Annotated in this window: 5 protein-coding genes; 2 read left to right on the top strand and 3 right to left on the bottom strand. The window is 37.7% G+C overall.

The window, feature by feature from the left end; translation table 11 throughout:
* The coding region (locus IQ215_RS14065) for an AMIN domain-containing protein (RefSeq protein WP_193802032.1) at positions 1 to 1,315 on the bottom strand (1,315 nt) is incomplete at its 3' end.
* A 1,010-nt stretch (positions 1,316 to 2,325) separates the two neighbouring features.
* Positions 2,326 to 2,781, bottom strand: coding sequence for a hypothetical protein (locus IQ215_RS14070; protein WP_193802033.1), 456 nt, complete (start codon positions 2,779 to 2,781; stop codon positions 2,326 to 2,328).
* 156 nt (positions 2,782 to 2,937) lie between these two features.
* On the opposite strand from IQ215_RS14070, the gene IQ215_RS14075 reads away from it, so the two are divergent.
* Complete coding sequence (locus IQ215_RS14075; protein ID WP_206688603.1) at positions 2,938 to 3,549, top strand: SMI1/KNR4 family protein; 612 nt, start codon at positions 2,938 to 2,940, stop codon at positions 3,547 to 3,549.
* 160 nt (positions 3,550 to 3,709) lie between these two features.
* Here the strand turns inward: IQ215_RS14075 and IQ215_RS14080 are convergent, their stop codons facing one another.
* Positions 3,710 to 4,942 (bottom strand): MDR family MFS transporter, encoded by a 1,233-nt coding sequence (locus IQ215_RS14080; RefSeq protein ID WP_193802034.1) that lies wholly within the window; start codon positions 4,940 to 4,942, stop codon positions 3,710 to 3,712.
* Between the two features lie 185 nt (positions 4,943 to 5,127).
* Here IQ215_RS14080 and thiO point away from each other — a divergent pair.
* On the top strand, positions 5,128 to 6,202 hold a 1,075-nt coding region (gene thiO, locus IQ215_RS14085; RefSeq protein WP_193802035.1), incomplete at its 3' end, for a glycine oxidase ThiO.

Here is a 6,202-nt window from a genome sequence, read left to right on the forward strand (position 1 = left end):
TTCTGGGGGGAGGGGTAACGGGTATGGCGGCGGTGTTGTTGGTGGGATCGTTAACAACGGGGGGATTATTCCTGACGGTGTTATTGGTGGAGATGGTGCGCCCTCCCAAAAGAGAAAGGCTTACGGAGCGATCGTTTGGTTGGTTTAAGCGTCCAATTCTGACTCCGGGGGAGGGTTGAACTAATAAAATTACGGTGTTATCGTCTGGTTGCCAAATACGTAGCCGAGAAAGGGGGCTATTGCTCAAAAGTTGGGGATTTTGGAAATTGGGGGATAAATCGGCATTGTTGAGACGAATTTGATAGGTGCCGTCTTGTTGTGACCAAGTACCACTAGCCCTTAAACTTTGATTAGCTCTGATGAGTAAATCATTATTTTCTAGGTTAATGGATTCAATAATAGTTTTCCCTTGGCTACTGTTGTTGGATGGACGAGGGGTGGGGGTGGCTTGGGCAACGGTGATAGTTCCCACGGATTTTGTTCCTGCGTTGCTAGAAAGGGATTCTACTCGCCCAATGCCCCCTTGGGGCCACAATAGTAGTCCTCCCATACGGCTAAAGTTCGCTTGCCAATCGGGGCTGTCGGGGTTAACATTCATTTTCACCGAGGCGACGGGGGGTGATGTACGTTTTTGGCGAATATCAATGGAGCTTACGCCGTATTGATTTACATCCCATGAGTCGATTAATTGGTTGTCTAGGCTGATGCCTTGTAGTTCAAATTCGATTTCGGTGCGATCGCTACTACGACTATAACGAATAGAATTATTAGAATTACCATCAATGTTCATTAAAATACCACTGGAGGCTATTTGAAAGGGCGCTCGCTCATTAGTATTACTAGAGGTTGTATTAGGGGTATTTCTAGGGGGAGTGGCATTGGAAGAATTATTGTTGTTACGAGGGGGAATTGGCGCGGGGGTGGTAATTCTTTCTGGTTGGGGAATATCAACACTCCACTGGGTGGGCGAAATTCCTTGAACCCTAACTTTTTGAGGATCGATAGTGTAACCTTGGGCGATTTCTACCACTACCCTAGTGGTATTACTGTCAAATTGACCAATTCTTAAGTTAGTGATTAAACTACCTAAGTTTTCGTTAATCGTCCCCCTACCTAAATTTGTTCCGGGTAAATCGATTACTAAACGGGTAGGGTTAGAGATTAGTTGGGCGGTGGGTTGAACACTTCTATCGGTGGTGAAAACTAAGCGATTTTGATTTGCTTCAAAACGCCAAGAAATTAATCTTCCTGCAAAGGCAGGAGTTGTTAAAAATATAAAGGTTAAGCAACTGAGAATAAATGAATAAAATTTCACTGTAGTATTACTCCTCAAATCATTTTAATAGGGTGTTATGGTTATGGATTCTCACGGTTTTCAGTGATAATGGATTTTAATTTAATATAGTTATTGATATTATTTAGGTCATCTTATGGGGAAAGATGTTGTTAGATTTTTATTGATAATATTTTACTGATAACCTGAATGGCTTAGGGTAGATTACTAATATTTTTAGTCAAATAGTATTTAGGTACTAATCTTTTTTCCTAAAACCGCTATATGATCATAGATCATAAGTAAAAGTTGCTGTTTTTGAGAAAAAGTTATGGTAGTTTTCTATGATTTATCAATAAACCAACTGAGATAATAATAAGTGTTTAATGGCATCTAAATTAGTGATCTCAACTTTTGTCTATTCAGGACTAGGTTAGTTTCCCTTTGTGTTTTAACAACCCTAACTTTTTCAAACTAATTTTACACAAAATTATCACTGATACCCTTAATATTTTTTGCACGTAAGTATTTACCGATTATGGACGATGGGTTTATTATCTAGTTTTGTTTTAGTCTTTTATGGGTTATTAAAAAGATATTCTTGATACTGTGATGACTTTATTTTTTCTGTTTTTGTTTCTTGGGCTTGATTAGGGAGTTACACCAAATCCGATTTAAAAATCCCCTTGCAATGAATTACCTTTGTAAAGGTATCGGGTATCAAGTTATTGTTGCTGAGATTTTTTGATGGAATGGCCATGAATTTAATAAAAATTTAATAATTCACCGAAAAAAATATAGTGTGTTTATCTTTAATTTTTATAGCAAAAGTAAAAGAGGGAGGAAGATAGGTTGTCGGATTAATTCCCTCTCTCTTTAAAATCTAAGGTTTAATTCTGACAAAGATTAATAAAACTAAAGGCATTGCTGATTTTGAGTATGAAACATTATTGAATTACAGTAAATGTATAGTATTAAAACTATTATTACTATTGCCCATTGCTTATTGCCAAACTAAACTAAAAATCATACCTTAATTCACCAACGCCAGACTACAAAATTTTGTGGGTGTTAGGATGTTGTTTTACATTATCATCATCGGATACGGTTTTAATGTTGTTTAAAATTCTTTTTCTGGTTAGGGAGTAGTTTAGGTCATCTTTTTTGTTTCCTAGGGCTAAAAATTCCTTGGCAGAGGGTTTTTTTTGATAAGTGCGAGTTGCGGCCAACATCATTTCGGTGAAGTTGTGGCAAAATTGGCTATTGCTGGGGAAGTCGTTGGGTTTTTGTAAATTATCATTAATTAAAATTTCTCCGACGGTTTTGGCACAGACAAATTTATAGGAGGTTTCGACTCCTTTTAATAGGGTTTCCCAATAGGCTGAGGGTATGGGTTCGATTATTTCTACTTCTTGAATATCTCCTTCTTCTCTGACAAAACAGGTTGCTAAACCAAAGATACAATAATCGTCGGTTGATATTCCTGTTTGATTTAATGTGGTGGTCATGGGTAATCTTGAATTGTTATGGTTGTGTTTGTTCAAATTTTACAACATATATTTTTTGTCTTGGCTTTATCTTATTTTTCTGTTACAGATTGCAAAAAGTTTTTAAATATCTACTATCTTAGGAAGAATAAAATCAGATGAGTCGGATTTTTTATTATGGGGAAAATTATACAAGTGGCCCAGGCTATTTTTGATTATACGAATAAGGGCGATCGCCTCAGGAATGTTCTTAACAAAGGTTTAAGTATTTTAGAAATTGATGAGAAGTTAAAAAATTTTGAGCGGAAAATTCCCGAAGAATTAAAAGATTTATATCAATGGCACAATGGCACCAATATTAATAGTGACCTAGAATTATTTTATTATCATTACTTTTTAAGTTTAGAAGAATCTTTAGAAATTTATCATGAATGGATGGGGTTTAATCAAAAAGAAAGGTTTTGTATTTATCCAGAAAATCTATTACCTATTTTTGGCTTTGAGGGAGAATACTATGCCATAGAATGCTTCAGGGATGAGCAAAAAACAGGAAAAATATGGCATATATTTCATGATCAAATGTGTGTTTATGATAGTCTTTATTTAATGTTAAAAAGTTTCTTAGAAGCCTATGAAAAAGAAGCCTATAAAATAGTTTTGGTTGATAATTATTGGGAAACGGAAGTAAATGAACAACTGGTATCGGAAATTAAGTTAAAATATAATCCTGTTAGACATGAAGTTGCTTTGGAATTAAGAGAACAAAATGAATACTTCTACTATCCTTAATAAACAATAATTTTGTTGGCTTATTCTGCTGAGAAAACTTGGTATGATTAATTAAAATTAGAAAAAAGAGGCTAGTTATTTTCTAAAATCAATATGTAATCATAATTGTTATTGTTTATTAATGATTATTTTTATCTGTTTTTTACGATATGTAAAAATATTAAAAATAGTGTCTTTTTCTTTTCTTCATATTATTTTGTAAAAATAATAGAATAATAATACCGATTGAAACACTTGCAGAAGAAATTAACCAAAAATTGTGGGCATAATTTTCCCCTTTATCGAGTACAAAACCTCCTAAGGGTGGCCCAATTAAATTACCAATTGCCCAACACTGAGAGTTGATAGCGAAATAGATTCCCCTTAGGGATGGGGGGGCAAGTTTGACAATAAATCCAGAGGCAGGAGGATTGTAGGTGGCAAGGGCGATCGCACTTATCAACACCGCTACCATAGCAGTTATAAAGGCATACTCTGTCAAATTTCCTGCCAACCAGATAAAAACAAAACCCACTGCCCAAAAAAGAAACGATAAAATTAATCCTTGAATGTGGCTTAGACGATTGAGAATTTTAACCACGGGTAATTGAAATAAAGCAGCAAAAGCAATATGGAGACTAAATAACCCACTAATACGAGTAATGGAAAAATCATCAGGATTAACGGCAAAATTAGTTAAATAAAGGGGTAAAGTGGACTGTAACTGCATAATATAAGTAGTAAAAATGATATTTACCACACAAAAAATCCAAAGATTATAATCCTTTAAGGTTTTTCGCCATCCTTGCCAAAAAGATTGAGTGATTCTTTCTTTTTCCCCTGATTCTTTAATAGCCCAAAAAATAACCCCATAAAACACCACAAAAGAAATACCGTCAATGATAAATAACAATCGATAACTACCCGTTAGCGCAATTAAAGCCCCCCCGATAGCCACCCCACAACCCAAGCCCACACTATCTCCTAGGCGATTGAGGGCAAAAGCAAAATTTCTTTGCTCAGGGGTAGTTAAATCCGCTATCATAGCTTCGGCAGGAGGCCAATAAAAACCGATACCTAACCCCATCAATAAATTACCAATTAAGAGGGTAGGATAATCATAGGTAGAAGCAAGAAAGACATCGGCAAAGGCAGAGATAAAAGCCGATAAAAGCAAAGTTTTTTTTCTACCCCAGGCAGGGGAATCGCTCCAACTGCCTCCCAAAAAACGTCCTACAATGCCCGATATAGAAGCACTACCAAGGGCAATACCCACCGATGTGGGGGAAAAGCCTAATTGATTGACGAAGAAAATAGGGGCATAAAACAGGGTGAATCCTGTACCAAATTGTAATAACATCCTGCCCCCTGCCAGTATCCATACTTGTTTATCGAGGGGAGTTTTATCTGTCATTAAGGGGGGAATGGGGAATAGGGAATGGGCAATGGTTTTCCTATTTTAATTGATTTAGTAAAGGAGTAGGGCAATAGCATTGATAAAAATTAACTTTAATTATTTATTTTCATGACCTTTACTTTCATTGTGAATTGTGAATTGTCTTAAGGTATCCTATTAAATAGGTATAAAGTATTTGAGCGATGAATATAAGGGAAAATATTATTATCGGCGGTGGTATCATTGGCTTGGCGATCGCCCTTGAGCTAAAATTAAGAAATAAACAAGTTACCATCCTCAGTCGTAATTTTAAACAAGCGGCTACCCATGCCGCCGCAGGAATGTTAGCCCCTCGGGCAGAAAACTTGACGGGGGAAATGTTAAATCTTGCCCTACAATCCCTCGCCCTTTATCCTCAGTGGATTGAGAAACTATCCCACCTTGGGGGGGAAGATGTGGATTATAATCCCTGTGGTATCATCGCCCCTGTGTATGAAACCCCTGACAATACTTCTGATGATGGGGGATTGTGGTTAGACAAAAAAAATTTAGCCCACTATCAACCTGATTTTGGTGAAGATGTGGTAGGTGGTTGGTGGTATCCCGAAGAAGGACAAGTAGATCCCCGTCGTCTTGGTAAGGTATTATTAAATATCGCTCAATCCCTCGGTGTAGAAATTCTGGAGGGAGTAAGTGCGATCGCCTTTACCCGTAGTCAAGGTAAAATAAAAGATGTTATCACCTCCTCAGGTACATTTACAGCCCACAATTACATCTTAGCAGGAGGATCATGGTCGGGAAAACTGCAACCCCTCCCCGTGCGCCCCATAAAAGGGCAAATGCTCAGTTTAAAAATGCCCTCCGATAAACCCCTAGAAAGGGTAATTTTTGGCGAAAATACCTACCTAGTACCCAAAAAAGATGGACGCTTAATTGTGGGTGCCACCGTAGAAGACATCGGCTGGGTAAAAGGCACCACAGCCCAAGGAGTCAATACCCTACTTAATAACGCCATCAGACTTTATCCCCCCCTTGCCCAATGGAAACTAGAGGAAATCTGGTACGGCTATCGCCCCGGCACCCCTGATGAAATGCCCATCCTCGGTTATGGAGATGCCCAAAACCTTATCCTTGCCACGGGGCATCATCGCAACGGCATTTTACTCGCCCCCATCACCGCCAAAATAATTAGTAACCTAGTAGAAGGTAAAGCCGATTCCTTCTTACCATCCTTCAGCTATCTGCGCTTTAATTCCCCCGAAAATCCCCCCTTACCCC

Origin of the sequence: Cyanobacterium stanieri LEGE 03274 (assembly GCF_015207825.1) — a bacterium.
GTDB classification, from domain to species: Bacteria; Cyanobacteriota; Cyanobacteriia; order Cyanobacteriales; family Cyanobacteriaceae; genus Cyanobacterium; species Cyanobacterium stanieri_B.

Bases quoted from the DNA above. Each gene is read 5' to 3' on its own strand.
- IQ215_RS14075 (WP_206688603.1), top strand. From the start codon at position 2,938: ATGGGGAAAATTATACAAGTGGCCCAGGCTATTTTTGATTATACGAAT.
- IQ215_RS14070 (WP_193802033.1), bottom strand. From the start codon at position 2,781: ATGACCACCACATTAAATCAAACAGGAATATCAACCGACGATTATTGT.
- IQ215_RS14080 (WP_193802034.1), bottom strand. From the start codon at position 4,942: ATGACAGATAAAACTCCCCTCGATAAACAAGTATGGATACTGGCAGGG.